Source organism: Thermogutta terrifontis (assembly GCF_002277955.1).
In the GTDB taxonomy this organism is placed as follows: Bacteria; Planctomycetota; Planctomycetia; order Pirellulales; family Thermoguttaceae; genus Thermogutta; species Thermogutta terrifontis.
In genome coordinates, this window is sequence record NZ_CP018477.1 from 4,744,854 (window position 1) to 4,761,314 (window position 16,461).

Here is a 16,461-nt window from a genome sequence, read left to right on the forward strand (position 1 = left end):
CCATGCCCCACTCCCTCTGGTCGCCTGACACATCGCGGCGAATCATCGCCCGTATTGTGGTTGAGGGAGATCTGATCCTCCAGACCCCTGCGCATTTCAGCAATGGCGACACTGACGAGTTAACCGATATGCCGCTCCTGGTAGATCCCCTTGACGGCAAAACGGCGTTGTTGACGGGCGCTTCGATCGCTGGAGCATTGCGAAGTTACCTCCGCGACCGCGAGCATGGATATGGACGGCCCGCCGATCCTAATTCAGCCAGTGTCCTGCTCTTTGGGAGCTTGAAAGGCGATGACGACGGGGAACAGAGCCCGCTCATCGTGGACGACGCGCTGGGAAAACAGGGAACATTTGGCATCGAGATGCGAGACGGAGTCAGGATTGATCCCAAAAGCCGTACCGCGCAACAGCATAGGTTATTTGATCTGCAACTGTGGCCGGCGGGCACGACCTTTCCGCTGCGGTTTGAGTTACTCATCCGCGAAGGGGATGATGCTTCCGCTTTGAAGCGCGCCTTGGCAACTGCGCTCGCGGGATTCAACGATGGGGGCATCACGCTGGGCGCACGCAAACGGCGCGGCTACGGACGGGTGAGCGTTGCGGGATGGCGGGTCAAGACGTATGACTTGACCCACGCTGATGAGCTGCTCGATTGGATTGAGCATGGTGACGAACCGCTGACAAACGTTACGCCTGTTGCCGACATTGTAACCGCCCTGGACATTGCCGCCTTGGTGGATGATCAGCGCGAGTTCTTCCATATCTCCGCTACGTTCTTGCTCGATGGCTCACTGCTCATTCGGTCCGGCAGTGGGCAGGACGATCGGGGACCGGACATGGTGCACCTCCACGCGCGGCAGGCGGACGGGACCCGAAAGCCAGTCTTGTCCGGGACGAGCCTCGCCGGAGCGCTACGGACGCGAGCGCTGAAGATAGCCAATACATTGGACACTTCTCACAATAGGACACGTGCAGAAGCATTGGTTGATGCAATGTTTGGAGCGGACATGGACAAAGTGCAGAAGCGCAGGCAACAGGGCGATACAGGCGCAACACCATTTGCCAGCCGCGTCATGGTCACCGAGACCGTCATGCAAAATGTGAAAACGGATCTCGTCCAACACCGTGTCAGCATAGACCGCTTCACCGGCGGCGCGAGAGAGACTGCGCTGTTTAGCGAGCAGCCCGCATTTGGTGGCAATGATACAAACGTTACCATTGACCTGCGCTTGGTAAACCCGACGGACCACGAGATCGGCTTGCTCCTGCTGCTACTCAAGGACCTGTGGACAGGCGATTTGCCCTTAGGAGGCGAGAGCAGCGTCGGAAGGGGACGGCTTAGCGGAGAACGGGCAACACTCACGCTCCAGCGCAACGGAGCACCCATAACTTGGAAGATTATCACCAGTGGACATGGACTGACCATTGTCGGCGACCGTAATCAACTCGAGCGATTTGTCGCCGCACTCAATCGGCACTTGCAGGAGGTAAAGACGTGAAACGTGAGATCATATCGCGTCCTGCGGTGGTTGAACCCATCACAGATTGTTCCATCAGCGACGTAAAAGTCTGGCTACAGACACAGGCTATTCAGCACAACCTGAGGTGGCTGCTGGCGCACGCTGACGACGGTGTGATCTGGGGTGAGCTGCGCGATGGACAGTTGGTCACATCTGACAGCGTGGTGCCCGAAGTGTCTCCACCCCTTCGCGCCGAGACGCTGCAGCAGGCGCGATTATTCGCCATTCACGCCGAACTCCTGCTCTGGCGGGATGGCGACAACCGGTGGCGTGCGCGTTTGATTCGCGACGCAGCAGAAGGAGAAGACTATGCGTTCACCGACGCCATTGATGAACCGCAGATTCTCTGGGGCACCGATCCCCAGCCACTCGCCAACGGCTTCACGCTGATGAGCGATGGCGCACAAGGACTGCGCCATGCCATCCCGCTCGCTGTGAGAGGGAAATTTGACGAATCAAGCCGCCCCCTGCGCCTCTGGGTGCGACATTATCTGCAAGACGATGAAAGTGGTTTCACCCGCATCGTCGCCAGCCGACTCTTCGACGTGAAATTGGAGGAAGTAAAATGAGCAATCGTCAGAAGTTAAATCTACCCAAACATAAAAATCCCTCCTCCCATCGCATCGCCAGCGCACCTTATAACTTTGTACCATTGCCCGAAAAGGTAGTGACGGTGGTGGAAAACGCCAATGAATTACCTGACCACGACCGCTATGACCCTGACCGACACACAGGTTATTTTGAGGTGACACTGACCACGAAATCTCCTTTGTATGTACGATGTCCGCTCACCCGCGAGGAATTTGACCTGGAGGAACAAAACAAAGACAGGCACGGTCGTGCAGTCGACGATCGGACACGTTACACCGATCGCATCAAAAACACACCCGATTTCTTCTACACCCGCGACCGCAACCGCCCCGTCATTCCCGGCAGCAGCCTGCGCGGGATGCTCCGCAGTGTGCTGGAGATTGTGAGCTACGGAAAAATGCAATGGGTCACGGATAAAAGGCTCATCTATCGAGCTGTTGGTGATCCTTCATCGTTAGGTGATCATTATCGTCAGCAGATGCTCGGGCCTAATAGAGCCGCAAGTCCGGACATGCATTTCGACTATCCATCTCCACAGGTAAAGGGTGGATATTTGCGAAAAACAGATACTGGATGGGCTATCCAGCCCGCTCAGGAGATAATGGGCGAGACGTTTGTTCATGTCGAATACGATCACGCTGAGCCTATTATTGGAGGACACGGTCGGCAACGAGTACACGACGTGTTTGTTCAGCCAGCTCAACGAACACCTTCCAGCCGTGGGCGACATGGTCGGGGTAATTTAACCTTGGACCTAGCGATAACACAGAAAGTATCGGCTTCGCCAGATCCCGATCTGGTTCCAGCCAAACTAGTGCTCCGTCACAGGAAAATTTTGGGATTGTCTTGGGTGGGTGGGATGGGATAGGATGGGTGGTCGTTTCCGTTCCCTTTTGCCAAGGAGGGTTGCCATGCGAAAGAAGTATATTGTCCGGCTGACCGAGGAAGAACGTCAGAAATGCCAGGAGGTCATTCGCAAGCTGAAGGGGACCAGCCAGAAGGTCCGTCGCGCTCAGATTCTGCTGAAGGCGGACGCGGACGGTCCGGCCTGGACGGACCAACAGATTGCCGAAGCGTTCGGGTGTCGGCGACAGACGGTGGAGAAGATTCGTCAGCGTTTTGTGGAACGGGGTTTTGAGGAGACGCTGGAAGGGAAGAGCCGGTCGGGGCCACCAGCGAACAAGATTCTGGATGGGGAGGTGGAAGCGAAAATCATTGCCACCCGTTTGGGGCCGCCGCCTGCGGGTTACGGTCAGTGGACGCTTCGCCTCCTGGCCCGTCGGTTGGTGGAGCTGAAAGTGGTGGAATCGATCAGCCACGAGACAGTACGCCGGGCGCTAAAAAAAACGAGATCACGGCGCGGAAGATTCAGTACTGGGTGATACCGCCGGAGGCGGATGCGGAGTTTGCCGCTCAGATGGAAGAGGTGCTGGAAGTGTATTGTCGGCCGTATGATCCGTTGCATCCGGTCGTTTGCATGGACGAGCAGCCGGTGCAGTTGGTGAAGGAAGTGCGGCGTCCGATTCCGGCGACGAGAGGGCATGCCCGGCGAGTGGATTACGAGTATGAACGAGCGGGGACGGCGGCGATCTTCCTGTTTTGCGAGCCCTTGGTCGGTTGGCGTCAGGCAACGGCGCGGGAACGTCGGACGAAGAGTGACTGGGCCACGGAGGTGGCGGCGCTTTTGGACGGGCGTTACGCGGACTGTGAGCGGATCACGCTGATCTGCGACAACCTGAACACGCACACGAAAGGGGCGTTTTACGAGGTGTTCCCAGCGGAGCGGGCTCGTCAGTACGTTCGTCGCATTGAGTTTGTTTACACGCCGAAACACGGCAGTTGGCTGAACGTGGCGGAGTGCGAGTTGAGCTGTTTGACCCGGCAGTGTCTAGCGGGGCGTCGTGTGGGAGAGTTACGTCTTCTTCAGGAGGAAATTGCGGCGTGGTCGGGAGACCTAAACGCTCGGCAGCGGGGTGTCGACTGGCAAATGACCGCGGAAGATGCCCGCTGCAAACTGAAGTCTGTTTATCCCAAAATTATCCTGTGACGGAGCACTAGTGGAGTCAGGTCACATAGGTGGCAAGCATCCCAAGCACTGGCATTGTGCAATCTACCAGCCTGATCCCAAGCGGCCACTTATTCCTATACCAGATGAGCTGTGGCAGATATATCAGGAGGATCGGGATTTGACTCGTGGATTGCCTACTCGCCCATTAACCAGAGATGGTGATCCTCTTTTCTACCTGGTCGATGGGGCGGGTAATCTTGTATTCTTCGGACCTACGATGATGTTTCGCCTCCCCTATCAGCGATCAATTCATCAGTTGATCCCTGAACCGCTCCGAGACCCATTACAGGTTGACTATGCAGATGCAATATTCGGGTTTGTGAGGAGCAAAGACGACTTCCCAGCTACACAACTACCGCCGCAAGGCGACAAGCGTCGCGCTTACGCCGGACGCGTATTTGTAACCGATGCCGTGTTGGAAGAAGGCCAGACTGACTACTGGCTGTCCGATAAACCAATCACTCCCAAGATCCTCGCGACACCCAAACCCACCGCTTTTCAGCATTACCTGACCCAACAGGAGCCCGACGATAAGAACCGACTTGATCACTACGATAGCCCACCACCGCATGAAACTGTGATCCGCGGGCACAAACGCTACTGGCATCAGGGACTGAGTACGGACGAGGGATTGACGCTCGATCAAATGAGGGAGCGGATCGAGGAAAAGAGGGCGGGGCTCCGCGAGTTAGAAACCAGCACCCAACATACGCAACTTAGGCCTGTAAAACCAGGCGTGAGATTTAAGTTCCGGATCTACTTCGAAAACCTTTCTGACCGTGAGTTGGGGGCATTGTGCTGGACGCTACACCCGTTGGGCAATCCAGCGAAGACCTACTGTCATCATCTCGGCATGGGCAAGCCCCTGGGTATGGGAGCAGTAAAGCTGGAGGCCACACTGTATTTGACAGATCGTCCAAAGCGCTACAGCTCACTCTTTGAAGACGATCACTGGCACACGGGAGTTACAGATTCCGGCCAATCGCTTTCCGATCGGTCAACATTGGAAAGGCTCACGCAGGCCTTTGAGCAACACATCCTCGGCACGCTCGGGTTGAATAACCGCCGTCATCTTTCCGAAATCAAGCGTATTGGGATGCTCCTGAAGATGATGGAATGGCCCGGGTATCCGCCCGTTCCAAACATACCTCCCTTCTTGACAGTGCAAAACCGACCTAATACGCGGTACATGACCATTCAACCCAAAAATGAGTACCGCGAGCGTCCGGTTTTGCCCGACCCATCCGCGTTCGACCCAACTCTCCAGAAACTGGCAGAGCCGGATACTGGCAATTCGCGAGGTTCGGCTTGTGGATGAACTTAATGTCGCCCAGCCTGTTCACCACCCCCACCTTCAGAACTTACCCATCGAGCATCCGGTGGAAACCTCAAAATACGCGAGCCCGAGCAGGTTAAAATTACAACCCGGCGCGAGTAAGTCGCGTTGACCAAAATGTCAAAGAAGCGAAAGTTCAGCCCCAGGGTCGCAAGGTCGTTTCGTAGATGATGTAGGCTCGCCTTTCCTTTTGTCCGAAAGGAGCGGCAGGTCCCAGCCTGCTTCGTCGCATCGTGTGCCATCGAGCAACATCCGCTCCCTCGGCTTCTGTTCCTTTCTGCATGCATCACGCTTTCCCGGACGACTCGGCATCCTGAAAGCATCGAGCATTTTCAAAAACTGCGACATGGTCGATGTGGCCAGGTCGGGCCCACCGTTTCGGTCGGCATCAGTTCGGTAAACCGAGTTCTGCCTCGGCTCTGCTGAACACGACTTCATCCACATGTCGCCGCACAATTCGGAACACCAACACCCCCTGCGCGGAGATTGCCGAGCTGTGCCGCCAGTTTCCGCCGCCGGGGATCCTCATCTGAGTTCGTCACCCCCATTTAGACGCGCTCCCCCCTACCACATTGCGGGGCTTGACAGGACTGGCTTTCTTTCATACGCTTAGTTGCAGTCGATCTCCAGGGATTTTCGCACGACCGGCGATCGACTGCAAAACAGGGGGTGGGAGGAGGGCGGAAAGCCCGGAAAATAGCGGCTTTTGCGGGTGGGTCTTAATCGAACCAAGTTGGGATTGAAAGAGTTTGAAAACGTCGAACTGCGTCTTGATCGCTCTGTTGTCTTAATCGAACCAAGTTGGGATTGAAACCTTCCAGAACTTTGATCATTGTATCCACTGGCATGTTGTCTTAATCGAACCAAGTTGGGATTGAAACGGGACTGTGAGTCTCAAGATTTTCGCCTCCGACGTTAGTCTTAATCGAACCAAGTTGGGATTGAAACCTTGAATCGCTTGCAGGCGGTCGAGCGTGTCGGGCTGTCTTAATCGAACCAAGTTGGGATTGAAACGTGGGTCTCACAGCTTGGCATTCGGCATCGCCAACGCGTCTTAATCGAACCAAGTTGGGATTGAAACGCTTAAAAGCGGATGTCCCCTGCGCTTTTAATTTCTAGTCTTAATCGAACCAAGTTGGGATTGAAACTTATCTTATTGTCCCGCATGTACTCCACTACATTGGGAGTCTTAATCGAACCAAGTTGGGATTGAAACATCAGATAGAACTGATTGGTGGTGACGGAACAGACATGGTCTTAATCGAACCAAGTTGGGATTGAAACCTCAGGAAGGCACTCTAATTCGGGAGGGGCTTCAGTGGTCTTAATCGAACCAAGTTGGGATTGAAACGGGTCTCATTGCTGATGTAAACACGTTCAAGTCCTTGTCTTAATCGAACCAAGTTGGGATTGAAACTCAAAAATGTTTTCGTCACAGCTCACGTACGGATTTTCGTGTCTTAATCGAACCAAGTTGGGATTGAAACCGCGCTCACACGTTCGCAAAAATATGATAAGCATACGCCGTCTTAATCGAACCAAGTTGGGATTGAAACGTGCGAAGTCTTTTGTTGTCTCAACCGTCCACCTGCGTCTTAATCGAACCAAGTTGGGATTGAAACGAGCATACTTTACTTTCTCTCGGACTGATTCCCAGATCGTCTTAATCGAACCAAGTTGGGATTGAAACTCTTCAACAAGGATGTTGAAGGGGAGAGCGACGCGGATGTCTTAATCGAACCAAGTTGGGATTGAAACTGGCGTTTAGGACTGAACCGCGGGGGGGTCCTAACGCCAGTCTTAATCGAACCAAGTTGGGATTGAAACTCAATCAGTTTAGCGAGGCACTCAGCGTGACCCAGCGTGTCTTAATCGAACCAAGTTGGGATTGAAACGTGATCGACGTCATAATCGGCAGGCGGTGAGAATGGTCTTAATCGAACCAAGTTGGGATTGAAACTTGTGCGACGGCAATCTTTATTAACAAGTTTCACTCGTCTTAATCGAACCAAGTTGGGATTGAAACCGCCATCACGGGGACCGCGTGTGGTTGTGCGTCTCAGAGAGTCTTAATCGAACCAAGTTGGGATTGAAACGCGAGCATTGCGTATCGATTCTGCTACCGTGAACGGTCTTAATCGAACCAAGTTGGGATTGAAACAGGATAGGTTATCCAGTTTGCAATGTCATTTAAAGTAAGAGTCTTAATCGAACCAAGTTGGGATTGAAACCCTTTGAAGGCAATTGGAAGCAAATAACAAAAATCAGTCTTAATCGAACCAAGTTGGGATTGAAACCGCATGACGCTCTGGAGCGGCAATTTGCATCGCTCTTTGTCTTAATCGAACCAAGTTGGGATTGAAACTTAGGTGGTCCTTGATTGCGTACGCGTCCGATACAACGTCTTAATCGAACCAAGTTGGGATTGAAACAACAAATTAATACTTTCTATGTTGTATGATATACTGAAACGTCTTAATCGAACCAAGTTGGGATTGAAACCGTGATCCAGCACTGTTTTAATCACCTCGCCGAGACCGTCTTAATCGAACCAAGTTGGGATTGAAACGTAATTCTTTGGTATCAAGGCGATACCAAACCTCAGGTTCGTCTTAATCGAACCAAGTTGGGATTGAAATCGCATAGGGTGATTCAATTATGTCTCCGATCTTGTGTCTTAATCGAACCAAGTTGGGATTGAAATTGTCGGTGTTTTTAAGCACCAATTTAAACTTGTCCGCCAGGTCTTAATCGAACCAAGTTGGGATTGAAATCGTAGTCACTGGCCGAGTCTTCCCGGCCCCGTGACGGGTCTTAATCGAACCAAGTTGGGATTGAAATGCCGGTGACGGTGTTTTCACTCACACAGGTGCGCTCTGTCTTAATCGAACCAAGTTGGGATTGAAACTCTGTGGACATTTGGTACCAAGCCGTCTTAGCCAGGAGGGACCGGCGATCAAACCTTAAACGGCGGACCTGACAAGCACGTCCCTCCGACGTCTCCGGAGGGGCACGCTTGTCGTGCCCGGCGAAGCGGCATGGGCTATCAATCGGTGTTCATTGGACCCGACAAGCGGGTCCCTCCATATGCGGTAGGGGCAATTCGTGAATTGCCCCTACCCGCCGATCGTCCCTATGTTCGTGGGAAAACACGGCAAACGGCAAGGTGGTGAAGGCTAAAGCCTTCACCGAAAAGCGGCGATAAATCGCCGCACTCCATGGAGTGCGGGGCTTTAGCCCCGCTATCGGCGCGGGACTTCAGTCCCCGCCGAAGGCAATGGGTGATCCAACGGTGAATGACGGACCTGACGAGCAGGTCCCTCCGAGAGATGCCGCGGAGGGGCACGCTTGTCGTGCCCGGTGAAGCGGCATGGGCCATCAATCGGTCTTCATTGGACCCGACAAGCGGGTTCCTCCATATGCGGTAGGGCCAATTCATGAATTGCCCCTACCCGCGGATCGTTTCTGTGTTCGCGGGAAAACACTGCAAACGGCAAGGTGGTGAAGGCTAAAGCCTTCACCGAAAAGCGGCGATAAATCGCCGCACTCCATTACGAGGGAATAAGCGCCACTATATCTGGCAACCGGCGCCAGTAATAGAACGGAGAATCCCCGTCTATCCCCACAGACGAGTGACAAGAAATCCCAGTGCGAGAAGCGCCGCCAGCACAATCAGGCCGACAATGATCCACCGTCCCCAGAATCGCGGCACCTCTCCCGCAATAGCCCCCGTTTGGCCGTTCATCCATACTCGATATGTCTTGCCCGCATAGTCGAAGCGCATGACATAGATGGGCAGCAGAATGAGATCGGAGGCTTCCTGTGAAAATTGAGTATCCACGACTAAACCGCGGTAAGTATCGCCCGGTAGAAACGCCGCGACGCACTGCTCCTGATACTGCCGGAAATATTCCTTGCAGCGGGACTCGGCTTCCGGCCGATCGACGACGTACTCTTCGCAGGCCCATCCTGCCAGATAAGCGGGGTCATACCGCCGGAGACCGGCCAAATGAAAAGGGATGAGGCGGTCGGCCACCTGCTGCGGCACATTTCTGCTGGCCGACACAAGATACCCGCTCACATACTGGTGATATTTCCCTGCCAGAGGCCACCATTCGGTTTCTCGAACGGTGCGGGTCTTGGTGACCAGCTTTCCGTTCTGGTAGGTGGTGTACGTTTCGGTGCGATACCAGTACTCACCGATGGTGGCCTGCCACTGGCTTTCCGCCAGCATGGAGAACGACCAGAAGGGAATGTAAACGCCGCGAATATCGGCACGCCGGACGGCTTCACGGAAGGCTGCCGGAGCACTCCCGACACGGCGTTCCATCCACTTCAAAAAAAGTTGCCTGGCCTCATTCGGCGAAATGGCAAAGCCGAGCACGAACTCCGGGGCCTGGCGACCAGTCAGTTCGGGGGCAAAGTCGAGCACATAGGTGCTGCCGCAGTACTCGCAGGTGTAGCTGCGCTGGTCGGGCCGGATGTGCAGGGTTGCCCCGCAATTGTCGCAGGTGATCGTCTCCTGAAATGCCCGCCTGGCCTGCGTGGGCAAAGACGGGGGCTGGTGGACAGCGCCGCAGGCGGGACAGAATCGGTCGGCCGGTTCCAGGGGAGCCCCGCAACGGGCGCAGGCCTCCGTTTCCACACGGGGCCAAGGGGTTTTGGCCTGCGGTCCAGGAGGTGGTGAGGTGGGAACCCCGGATTTTTTCACGCCGTCCTGCTTCCCTGTTGAGATTGCCGCTCGTAAATGGCGTGGAGCATCTCGTCCACGCTGCTGAACTTCTTTTTACGGCTGAGGACAGAGTCGATCAACCGCCGGGCTTCGCTTTCGCTGTGTCCCAGGACAAGGAGCGTTTCGTATGTCTGGGAGATGACGTCGGGTTCGACGAGGGACTCCTCGGTGACCTTTTGCTGGGTCACCCAAAGGGCGAACTTGGGCATTTTGCGTCGCAGTTTGGCGACAATGCGTTCCGCGGTCGCCGGACCCACTCCCGGCAGGCTCGCCAGAAAACGGTGGTCCTGCTGTTCGATCGCGGTGGCGATTTCATTGACGGGATGCGACATAGCGCGGAGGGCCTTTTTCACCCCCATGCCGTCCACGGAGCATAAGAGGTCGAAGAACTCCCGCTCGATTTCGGAGAGGAAACCGATCAGGCGGGGGCTGAGCTTTCCCGCATTGACACCGCCTTCGAGATAAAAGATCGTGTGCAGGACCACCCGCTGGTGCAAGAGCGCCTGAAGCTGCCGCCGCGTGTATTCCGGGATGAGGACCTCGCAGTGGAGGGGCCCGATCCGCACGGTGGCCGCTTCCTCCGTGAGTCGCACCAGCTCGCCCTCGATTTGTGTGATCAACGCCGCAGCACTCCTTCTGGATTAAAGACCCGACTCGGCACCGGATGGTTACGTGGCCGCCGATATTGCCGCCGGGAACGCTTTTTCCGGGGTTTCGGGCTACCTCAGGATGAGGAACCGAAGATTTTCTGTTTGATTTCCTGGATCACCCGAATGGCGTGGCCGATCTCCGCCTTCTGGCGCTCCGGCTCCTGGGGGATTTCGCGTTCGATGGTCAAAGGTCCATCATAACCGATTTCGGCCAGAGTGCGGAGGAACAATTCGGCGTTGACATCGCCGGTGCCGAAGGGGACTTCGGTTCCCCATTCTTTTCCCGGTTGGGCGGCCCACTTGGCGTCCTTGCAGTGGACGCTCCGCACATATCGGCCGACCTTTTTGAGGGCGGGGATGGGATCGCCCGTCCCATACAGAATCATGTTGGCGGGATCAAAATTGATGAACAGGTTATCGCGCCCCACGTCTTCCAGAAACTGAAGGAGGGCTTCGGCGGTTTCCTGACCGGTTTCTAGGTGAATTCGCTGGCCCTGCCGTGCACAGTGATCGCAGGCTTCTTGCAACGCCTGCTTCACCGCCTGATAGTTGGGGTCGTTGCGGTCATGGGGAATAAATCCCACGTGCAGGCCAACGGCATCGACGCCCAGCATTTTGGCAAAGTCGGCGATTTCCAGAAGTTCACGTTTCCGTTCTTCACGGGTATCGGGCGGGACCAGACCGACGGTGCGAGCCGTGGTGGGAATGTCGGCGTAGCTTTCGCCTTCGAATCCCGCGAACACCACGGTGATCGTCAGGCCGAAATCCTTCAATTGTTGCAGAAATTCCTGAGCCCGTTGCGGGGTGCGTGATTCCTTTTTGGGGGTATGGAGATGGATGGTGGGGACACCCAGTTCCCGGGCCACCGGAAGCTGCACGCCCAAGCCTGCGTCAATACTGGCAAAGACACCGATTGGCCACTTTTCCACGGCTGGTTCCTCCTCAAGCTCTGGGGATGACCTCTGCACCTCGTTTTCCGCCACATCTGAACGCGCACCCCAGCGTGTCCGCGGGAAGCGCTGTGCCGCCTGGGTGCTTCGGGGGGCGGCTTTTCGGTATGGCTACGACCGCTGCGCGACCCGTTGATTATGCGGGATGCGCTTCGCTTCGGCAATAGTTTGCCGTCAAGATACTCGAGAGTTTTTTCGTTCGCAAGTGTCCTTCGGAGGGACAGGCCTGTCGTGCCCGCGGAAATTAACGTGGATTATCCAAAGTCAGCAAGCGGACGTGACAAGCACGTCCCTCCGACGTCTCCGGAGGGGCACGCTTGTCGTGCCCGGTGAAGCAGCATGCGTGATCAATCGGTGTTCATCGGACCCGACGAGTCAATGACGGACCTGACGAGCAGGTCCTTCCGAAACACGGACCCGACGAGCGGGTCCCTCCGACGTCTCCGGAGGGGCACGCTTGTCGTGCCCGGTGAAGCGGCATGGGTCATCAATCGGTGTTCATCGGACCCGACAAGCGGGTCCCTCCATATGCGTTGGGGCAATTCATGAATTGCCCCTACCCACGGATTGTTTCTGCGTTCGCGGGAAAACACGGCAAACGGCAAGGTTGTGAAGGCTAAAGCCTTCACCGAAAAGCGGCGATGAATCGCCGCACTCCATATGGAGTGCGGGGCTTTAGCCCTGCTTTCATCCCGGGACTTCAGTCCCCGGGGGGAGGGTAATGGATGATCGAACGGTGAATGACGGACCTGACAGGCAGGTCCCTCCGAAACACGGACCCGACAAGCGGGTCATTCCGATGTTCTCGGAGGGGCACGCCTGTCGTGCCCGGTGAAGCGGCATGGGTCATCAATCGGTCTTCATCGGACCCGACGAGTCAATGACGGACCTGACAAGCAGGTCCCTCCGAAACACGGACCCGAGAAGCGGGTCCCTCCGAATATGGACGTGACAAGCACGTCCCTCCGACGTTGGAGGGGCAATTCATGAATTGCCCCCACGGGGATGGAACTTCGGCTCCACCTGACATGTTGTCCCCGTTTTGGCTCAAAAGTGTGCCGGTTTGATACCTCAACTCCCTGACACCTTGATACCTTGCCGAGCGGAAAACCGGGTTGAACGTGAGTGACAGACTCGCGTATAATCCGCCCCACATCCCCTGAGAATGGGGGTTCTCGCTGGGACTATGCGGCGAATCACACGGATGCGTCTTTCAGTTAGCAGGGAAGCGTCGCTCTGAGGTCCAAGTCGTTTTGCAAAGCTGGAACTCTCGCCAGACCGTGGAGGGCAACCTCTCCCCGGTGGCCGTTCGGCTTGCCGAAAATGGGAGCTGGGCCCGACGGTTCCCTCGTGTGGAGCCTGCGCTGTTGCCTCGTGCTGCTGGCGGTAGCCGTTGCGCCGCTTGATGCCGGGGAAATCGCACTTCCGGCGGACCCACGGTTTCCCGTCGAAATCCGTGCGGAAGCCGCCAACCGCTGGCAACTGGGCAGCTATGAGGTGTGGATTCTCCGCGGAAGCTGCGAGATTCGGCAGGGGCCGGTGGTTCTGCAATCCCGAGAAGCCGTGCTGTGGGTGGACCGGTCTCCCGACAGCGGGCCGCTTGGCCCTATCATGGCACCGTCTGCCCAGGAACAGGTGGCACCACCAGGACCGGAACTTGTTGCTCCCAACGCGGGGACCACCACGACGTCTTCTGACGGCCCGTCCCTTTTATCTCCTGACCGTCCGCCCACTGATTCGCAATCGTTCAACCTTCCTCCGCGACCGATCAAGGTCATCGTTTATCTGGAAGGAGGCGTGAAGATTCAGACGGGCTCCGAGGGCGGCGAGGCCCAGCTCACGGATAAAACCTGGTTTGGGCGGCTTTACACTTTGGCGGATTTAGAAACGCATGTAGGCCAGGTGGCGGGGGAGCCCGACCCGTATCCTCCGGTATTTCGCCGTGCGATGACCCGACGGAATGCCGAGGCAGAGGGGATCACGCAGCGGGCGTTGCGTCCGGAAGATGCTGGGGGTGGGACGGGACCGAGCACGGCCAGCCGCCGCATTCGCGTGTTTCCTCGCGGGGATGTGCCCGTCCAGGCGCAGTGGTTTCCGGCCCCCCAGGGAGGCCAGTGGATCGGCGTCATTGATGCGGGGGTCAATGTGATCGTGGAGGAGGCCGGGCCCCTGGGCACGGTGGATATTTCGGCGGATCGGGTGGTGATTTGGTACACGGGGGAAGAGCAGCCCGATCTGACCGGCGAACGGACGCAGCCCAGCCGATTTCCTCTGGAACTGTATCTTGAGGGCCACATTGTCTTCCGGCAGGGAGATCGGGTTATTTACGCCGACAGGATGTACTACGATGTGGCTCGAAGGGCAGGGATTATTCTCAATGCGGAACTGCTCACCCGGCTACCCGATTACGAAGGTTATTTGCGTCTTCGGGCGGAGATTCTCCAGCAGCTCAACGAAACCCAGTTTTTCGCGCAAAATCTCTTTGTGACCACCAGCCGCATGGGCGTACCGGGCTACCGTCTGCAAACGCAGTTCGCCTATGTGGAAGACCGTCTTCAGCCGGCTCTCGATCCGGTGACGGGTCAGCCGATTATCGACCCGGAAACCGGCCAACCGGTGATGACACATCATCCGTGGGCGATGAGCCGGGACAATTTCATTTACCTGCGAAATATTCCCGTATTTTACTGGCCGGTGCTAGCCGGAGATCTTTCCCGGCCGACGTATTACCTCACCCGTTTTCGCCTCCGCCACGACAGTATTTTTGGTACGCAGGTGTTGACGAATTGGGACGCCTTCCAGCTTCTCGGGATCCGCAACAGGCCGGAGGGCGTGGAATGGAGTCTCAGCCTGGACTATCTCAGTGAACGCGGGCTGGGTCACGGCACTTCGGTAAGCTACTCCCGATTTGGCTTTTTTGGTTTGCCGGGTTATGCCACGGGTCTGGCGGACTTCTGGGGGATCTACGATGACGGACTGGATAACCTGGGAAAAGGTCGGCGGGCTCTGGTACCGGAGAAAAACTATCGATACCGCTTTCTCTGGCAGCACCGGCAATATCTTTCTGAGGAGTACCAGCTCACCGCTGAGGCCGGGCTTATTTCCGATCGCAATTTTTTGGAACAGTACTACGAGCGTGAATGGGACGAACTGAAGGATCAGTCCACGGCGATTTCGCTCAAGCGAATTTACGGAAACGCGTCGTGGGATCTGTCGGCCGCGGTGCGTGTCAATCCGTTCTTCACCCAGACGGACTGGCTTCCACGATTCGACCATTACAAGTTGGGCGAATCATTTCTCAACGACGCATTCACATGGTTTGAACACACGAGTGTGGGTCTGGCCCGATTTCGGGCTGCCTCAGGGCCGGAGGACCCCGCTGATCTGGCGGCCTTTTCTTATTTGCCGTGGGAGACGTCCTCGATCACGGGCCAGCCACTCCGCACGGTGAGCGAGCGATTCATCTCTCGCCAGGAGATTGATTGGCCGTTTCAACTTGGCCCGGTAAAAGTTGTTCCCTATGCGCTGGGCGAACTGGGACATTGGGGTGAAGACCGGGCGGGTGATAGTGTCCAGCGGGGGTATGTTCAACTCGGAGCGCGGGCCAGTCTTCCTGTGTGGGCCGTCAATCCTTACATCCAAAGCGATCTGTTCAACGTCCATGGGATTGCTCACAAAATCACCTTCGAAGCGGAGGCGTTCTGGGCCAATTCCAGCCGCGACATGGATCTCCTTCCGCTCTATGAGCCCCTGGATGACGACGCCATCGAGGCGTTTCGACGCCGACTCGCCGTGTTGACGTTTGGGCCGGGCAGTGGCTTCGGCGGCCCACCGGCGCCCGATCGCTTCGACGAACGCTTTTACGCCCTGCGGACGGGCCTGGCATCCTGGGTCACATCGCCCAGCATGGAAATCGCCGATGATCTGACGCTCATTCGCCTGGGTGTGGAGCAGCGCTGGCAAACGAAGCGCGGGATGCCGGGCAACCAGAGGATCGTTGATTGGATCACCTTCGACACGCATTTTTCGCTGTTCCCCGACTCATCGCGCGATAACTTCGGCCGATTCGTGGGACTCCTCGACTATGACGCCCGATGGTTTGTGGGAGACCGCCTCACGCTCGCTTCGTCCGGGCTTTTCGACTTCTTCGACTCCGGACAGAAATTGCTGACCTTTGGAGGATATCTCAGCCGGCCCCCGCGTGGCGATCTCTATCTGGGGCTGAGAATTCTTCAGGGCCCGATCGACAGCACCGTCCTGTTTCTCTCCTACTCTTACTGGATGTCGCCAAAGTGGATGACCACATTGGGGGTTTCGGTGGACCTCGGGGAATCGAGCAACATCGGTCAGAGTTTCTCCCTCACGCGAATCGGCGAATCGTTCCTCGTCAGTGCGGGATTCAATGTCGATGCCAGCCGGGACAGCGTGGGCGTGCATTTCTCCGTGGAACCGCGATTCTGGCCAAAACGGCGTGCAGAGGAAGCCACCGGAGCCAGAATCCCTGTGGCCGGCGCCCGAGGACTGGAGTGATCGACGCCTGTTCGGTCGTTACCACTATGCGGCACAGGATCACGAGGTGTCACGCGACCGAAGGCAGTGCGACCCAACACCATG

At 56.5% G+C, this 16,461-nt stretch carries 12 protein-coding genes and 1 CRISPR repeat array; of the genes, 7 read left to right on the plus strand and 5 right to left on the minus strand.

Annotated elements, in window-relative coordinates; translation table 11 throughout:
- The first annotated feature begins 2 nt into the window (after positions 1 to 2).
- Genes THTE_RS17540 through THTE_RS17565 form a run of 6 tightly spaced genes read left to right on the plus strand, consistent with a single transcriptional unit; the run spans position 3 to position 5,497 of the window.
- A complete protein-coding gene (locus tag THTE_RS17540) occupies positions 3 to 1,499 on the plus strand; it encodes an RAMP superfamily CRISPR-associated protein (RefSeq protein ID WP_095416663.1) in 1,497 nt (498 codons plus the stop codon).
- The gene (gene csx19, locus THTE_RS17545) at positions 1,496 to 2,089 is read left to right on the plus strand and encodes a type III-D CRISPR-associated protein Csx19 (protein WP_207651737.1); all 594 of its coding nucleotides are present in this window, start codon (positions 1,496 to 1,498) and stop codon (positions 2,087 to 2,089) included. Before THTE_RS17540 ends, csx19 begins: the two co-directional genes overlap by 4 nt.
- Positions 2,086 to 2,979, plus strand: coding sequence for an RAMP superfamily CRISPR-associated protein (locus tag THTE_RS17550; protein ID WP_095416664.1), 894 nt, complete (start codon positions 2,086 to 2,088; stop codon positions 2,977 to 2,979). The genes csx19 and THTE_RS17550 overlap by 4 nt, the downstream gene beginning before the upstream one ends.
- A 43-nt stretch (positions 2,980 to 3,022) precedes the next feature.
- The gene (locus tag THTE_RS17555; protein WP_157731745.1) at positions 3,023 to 3,493 is read left to right on the plus strand and encodes a helix-turn-helix domain-containing protein; all 471 of its coding nucleotides are present in this window, start codon (positions 3,023 to 3,025) and stop codon (positions 3,491 to 3,493) included.
- Positions 3,490 to 4,158: an IS630 family transposase gene (locus tag THTE_RS17560; protein WP_157732216.1), complete on the plus strand. Its 669-nt coding sequence runs from the start codon at positions 3,490 to 3,492 to the stop codon at positions 4,156 to 4,158. The genes THTE_RS17555 and THTE_RS17560 overlap by 4 nt, the downstream gene beginning before the upstream one ends.
- A 10-nt stretch (positions 4,159 to 4,168) precedes the next feature.
- Positions 4,169 to 5,497: a TIGR03986 family type III CRISPR-associated RAMP protein gene (locus THTE_RS17565; RefSeq protein WP_157732217.1), complete on the plus strand. Its 1,329-nt coding sequence runs from the start codon at positions 4,169 to 4,171 to the stop codon at positions 5,495 to 5,497.
- A 154-nt stretch (positions 5,498 to 5,651) separates the two neighbouring features.
- Here the strand turns inward: THTE_RS17565 and THTE_RS18145 are convergent, their stop codons facing one another.
- From THTE_RS18145 to THTE_RS17580, 5 genes are all read right to left on the minus strand, one after another.
- Positions 5,652 to 5,798 (minus strand): hypothetical protein, encoded by a 147-nt coding sequence (locus THTE_RS18145; RefSeq protein ID WP_157732218.1) that lies wholly within the window; start codon positions 5,796 to 5,798, stop codon positions 5,652 to 5,654.
- 105 nt (positions 5,799 to 5,903) lie between these two features.
- Positions 5,904 to 6,044, minus strand: a complete 141-nt coding sequence (locus THTE_RS18150; protein WP_157732219.1) for a hypothetical protein — start codon at positions 6,042 to 6,044, stop codon at positions 5,904 to 5,906.
- 187 nt (positions 6,045 to 6,231) lie between these two features.
- Positions 6,232 to 8,423: a CRISPR direct-repeat array (repeat unit 30 nt; unit sequence GTCTTAATCGAACCAAGTTGGGATTGAAAC).
- A 708-nt stretch (positions 8,424 to 9,131) separates the two neighbouring features.
- On the minus strand, positions 9,132 to 10,226 hold the full coding sequence (locus THTE_RS17570) for a zinc ribbon domain-containing protein (RefSeq protein ID WP_095416666.1): 1,095 nt from the start codon (positions 10,224 to 10,226) through the stop codon (positions 9,132 to 9,134).
- Positions 10,223 to 10,867, minus strand: coding sequence for a Holliday junction branch migration protein RuvA (ruvA, locus tag THTE_RS17575; protein ID WP_095416667.1), 645 nt, complete (start codon positions 10,865 to 10,867; stop codon positions 10,223 to 10,225). The genes THTE_RS17570 and ruvA overlap by 4 nt, the downstream gene beginning before the upstream one ends.
- 104 nt (positions 10,868 to 10,971) lie before the next feature.
- Complete coding sequence (locus tag THTE_RS17580; protein ID WP_095416668.1) at positions 10,972 to 11,826, minus strand: sugar phosphate isomerase/epimerase family protein; 855 nt, start codon at positions 11,824 to 11,826, stop codon at positions 10,972 to 10,974.
- A 1,344-nt stretch (positions 11,827 to 13,170) separates the two neighbouring features.
- Here THTE_RS17580 and THTE_RS17585 point away from each other — a divergent pair.
- Complete coding sequence (locus THTE_RS17585) at positions 13,171 to 16,377, plus strand: LPS-assembly protein LptD (protein ID WP_157732220.1); 3,207 nt, start codon at positions 13,171 to 13,173, stop codon at positions 16,375 to 16,377.
- Positions 16,378 to 16,461: the final 84 nt, after the last annotated feature.